At 68.0% G+C, this 3,445-nt stretch carries 2 protein-coding genes and 1 pseudogene; 2 read left to right on the top strand and 1 reads right to left on the bottom strand.

The genetic code is table 11. The features are described from left to right. Together KBA23_RS16350 and KBA23_RS16345 are read left to right on the top strand one after the other, a co-directional pair. A partial coding sequence (locus tag KBA23_RS16350; RefSeq protein ID WP_290743209.1) for a hypothetical protein occupies positions 1–452 on the top strand: 452 nt, incomplete at its 5' end. 109 nt (positions 453–561) lie between these two features. Next, positions 562–2,496, top strand: a complete 1,935-nt coding sequence (locus KBA23_RS16345) for a PAS domain-containing sensor histidine kinase (RefSeq protein ID WP_290743206.1) — start codon at positions 562–564, stop codon at positions 2,494–2,496. A gap of 104 nt (positions 2,497–2,600) precedes the next feature. Here KBA23_RS16345 and KBA23_RS16340 read toward each other — a convergent pair. Continuing rightward, positions 2,601–3,445, bottom strand: a pseudogene (locus KBA23_RS16340) (hypothetical protein); the annotation flags it as partial.

Raw genomic sequence — 3,445 nt, 5'->3', positions numbered from 1 at the left:
AGCTCTTTCACATGCTGAATCCGATCAACCATACGCGCACGCCGAGCCAGGTGGCGCGTTACATGACCGAGCCATACGCCGTCGCGGCGGACGTCTACGACCACCCGGCGCACCGCGGACGCGGCGGCTGGACCTGGTACACCGGCTCCGCCGGCTGGATGTACCGGGTCGGGCTCGAAGGGATGCTCGGGCTGGTGCGCCGCGGCGCTTTCTTTACCCTCAAACCGTGCATCCCGTCGTCGTGGCCGGGCTACACGATCGACTGGCGTTTCGGGACCTCGCGCTACGCCATCGAAGTGGCGAACCCGGAGCTGCGCTGCTGCGGCGTCGCGAGCGCGGAGCTCGATGGGGCGCCGGTCGACCCGGAAGCGATTCCCCTGCTCGACGACGGGCGAGAGCATCGGGTCCGGGTAGTCCTCGGGGAGGCGCCGGATCGCCGCGCTGGTGGCTAGGTAGTTTCTACCCAGTCCGCACGCCGCCATCCTGAGTAGGAAGTCCGCTTTTCCACAGTCTCGTTCCGCCATACTTTGACAGGGCTGAATCGATGGAGGGTCCCGCCAGTTGACCGCCGAAGCCGGCCTACCCAGCGATGGAGCGTTGTGGCAACAGCGCCTCGAAGCCTCCGAGCTGCGCTATCGCCGGCTGTTCGAGGCGGCGCGCGACGGGATCCTGATCCTCGACGCCGCCACCGGCGCCGTCGACGACGTCAATCCCTTTCTCTGCGAGCTCCTCGGCCTGACGCGCAGCGAGATCCTGGGCCTCAAGATCTGGGAGCTCGGCCCGTTCAAGGACATCCCCGCCTCGAAGGTGAACTTCCGCGAGCTCCAGGTCAACGAGTACATCCGCTACGACGACCTGCCGCTCGAGTCGGCCCAGGGCGCGAAGATCTCGGTCGAGTTCGTGAGCAACGTCTACGAGGTGGGCGGCAAGGCGGTCATCCAGTGCAACGTGCGCGACATGACGAAGCGCAAGCAGGCGGAAGCGGCGCACGCGCTCCTCGCCCGCGCCGCCGAACAGGCGCACGATTCGATCGTCATCACCGACGCCTCGGGCCGCATCGTCTTCGTCAATCCGGCGTTCGAGCGCCTCACGGGCTGGAGCCAGGCGGAGGCCCTCGGCGCGAATCCGAGCATCCTCAAGAGCGGCAAGCAGGACCGGGAGTTCTACGCCCACCTGTGGGCGACGATCTCGGGCGGCGCCACCTGGACGGGGACGTTCGAGAATCTGACCCGGGAAGGCCGGCGCTTTCAGGAGACCGCTACGATCTCGCCAGTGCGCGACGGCGAAGGAGAGATCCGTCACTACGTCGCGATGAAACGCGACGTCACGCAGCAGGTCTTCCTCGAGCGCCAGCTCCATCGCTCGCAGAAGATGGAGCTGGTCGGCCAGTTCGCCGGCGGGATCGCCCACGACTTCAACAACCTCCTCGGAGTGATCCTGGGGTACGCCGAGCTCCTGCGACAGGAACTGCCAGCATCGGGACCGCTGCACGAAGGGGTGGAGGAGATCCTTCTCGCCGCCGACCGGGCCGGTCGCCTCACCCGCCAGCTTCTCGCCTTCGGGCGCAAGCAGGTCTTGCTGCCGCAGGTTCTCGACTTGAACGCCGTCGTTGCCGACATGGAGCGCATGCTGCCGCGGCTCCTCGGCGAGCGCATCGTGTTCTCGACCCACAAGACGGCGGATCTCGGCACGGTCGTCGCCGACGCCAGCCAGGTCGAGCAGGTGATCATGAACCTGGTGCTGAACGCGCGCGACGCCATGCCGGGAGGTGGGAGGATCGACATCGCGACCGAGAACCGCGAAGTCACTGCACTCGAGACGCCGAGACTGTCGCCGGTTCCGCCCGGCCCCTATGTCGTGTTGTCGGTCACCGACACCGGCGCGGGCATGGATGCCGCGACCCAGGCGCGGATCTTCGAGCCGTTCTTCACCACCAAGGCGGTCGGAGAGGGTACCGGGCTCGGGCTCTCGACGGTGGACGGCATCGTCGGGCAGAGCGGCGGCTTCGTCGCCGTCGAGAGCACGATCGGCGAAGGCTCGACCTTCGGCGTCTACCTGCCGCGAGCGACGGAGCCGAAAGCTGCCCAACTCGCGCCCGCCGCTGTAGCCACGCCGCGGGTCGGCGGCAGCGAGACCGTGCTGCTGGTCGAAGACGAGGCCGGTTTGCGCCAGTTGCTGCATCGAGTCTTGGCGAAGAGCGGCTACACGGTCCTCGTCGCCAGCGACGCCGTCGCCGCCGAGAGGCTCCTCATCAACCATCCGAACCCGATTCACCTCCTGATCACGGACGTCATCCTGCCCGGCGTTCGCGGAACCGAGCTCGCCGAGACCGCGCAGCGCATGCACCCGCAGTTGAAGGTGCTGCTCATCTCCGGCTACAGCGACGAGGCAGTCGCAAAGGCCGGGCTCGCCGCCACCGGCCGCGCCTTTCTCGCCAAGCCTTTCCCCTTGGAGCTCCTCCGCCGTAACGTGCGCGACCTGCTCGACAGGTGCTGAGCTCTCCTGCGGGGGCCTAGCGAGCTGTTGGACCGACGAATCCGAAAGACGGAGAAAGGGCCGGCGATCGACGAATCGATCGACCGGCCCGGAGCTGCGACGCTTCAGACGCCTGTCGGCGGCTTCTGGTCGTCCTGATCCTTCGGGTCCTTCTGCTTCGGGTTCTTCTGCTTCTTCGGCTCGGCGGTCGCATCTGCCGCCTTCGCCTTGCCGCCCTGCTTCTGCTTCGGGGGCTGAACCTGTGCCTGACCCTTCTCCTTCGCCTGCTCGGCGGCCGTGGCCTGCGCCGCCTGGCGCTGGAGTTGCTGCCGGTTCTTCAGCTGTTCCGCGGTGCGCTCGCGCAGCACCTTCTGCTCCTGGAGCTCCGCCGCGTGGCGCTTCTGCACCTCTTGCGCATCCGCCTTGGGCGCCTTCTGGGCCTTGCCCTCGGCCGCCTGCTGCGGCTCGCCTTGCTCTGCGCCCGCGGCCTTGCCCTTGCCCGGCTTCGGCGCTTCGGAAGAAACCTGCGCTTTCTCACGGCGCTGCGTCTGCTGCAGACTCTGCTGCTGCTTCTGCTGCTTCGCCTTGAGCTCCTGCTGCTCGCGTTCGAACTGACGCTCGTTCACCTTCGGCGGTGCCGGTGGGAGGCGCGGTGCCACCGGGATCTGCACAGCGCTCCCCTTCTTCTCCTTCGGCTGCTGCGCCTGTGGGCGCTGCGGCGAGACCTGGGCAGGGGAGTCAGCCCGGGCCGCCTTGCCCGGCTTGGCGACGCGGCGCAGCCCGGCATTGTTGCGCTCGGCGACCTTCACCGACTCGAGCTTGGTCTCCGCCGGGCGGTAGATGCGCACGACGTCGCGCTCGACCTCGGTGGTGCCGGGGGCATTGGCGGTGGCGATCCGCATCCGCTGCGCCCGCCTGCCGGTCACCCGTTCGACGCGTTCGACCGGCACGCCATGGTTGATGACGCGAT

It is taken from the genome of Amaricoccus sp. (genome assembly GCF_017995835.1).
Lineage (GTDB): Bacteria > Pseudomonadota > Alphaproteobacteria > Rhodobacterales > Rhodobacteraceae > Amaricoccus.
The sequence above is the reverse complement of the archived record's forward strand: the minus strand, read 5'-3'. Positions and strand labels throughout refer to the sequence as shown.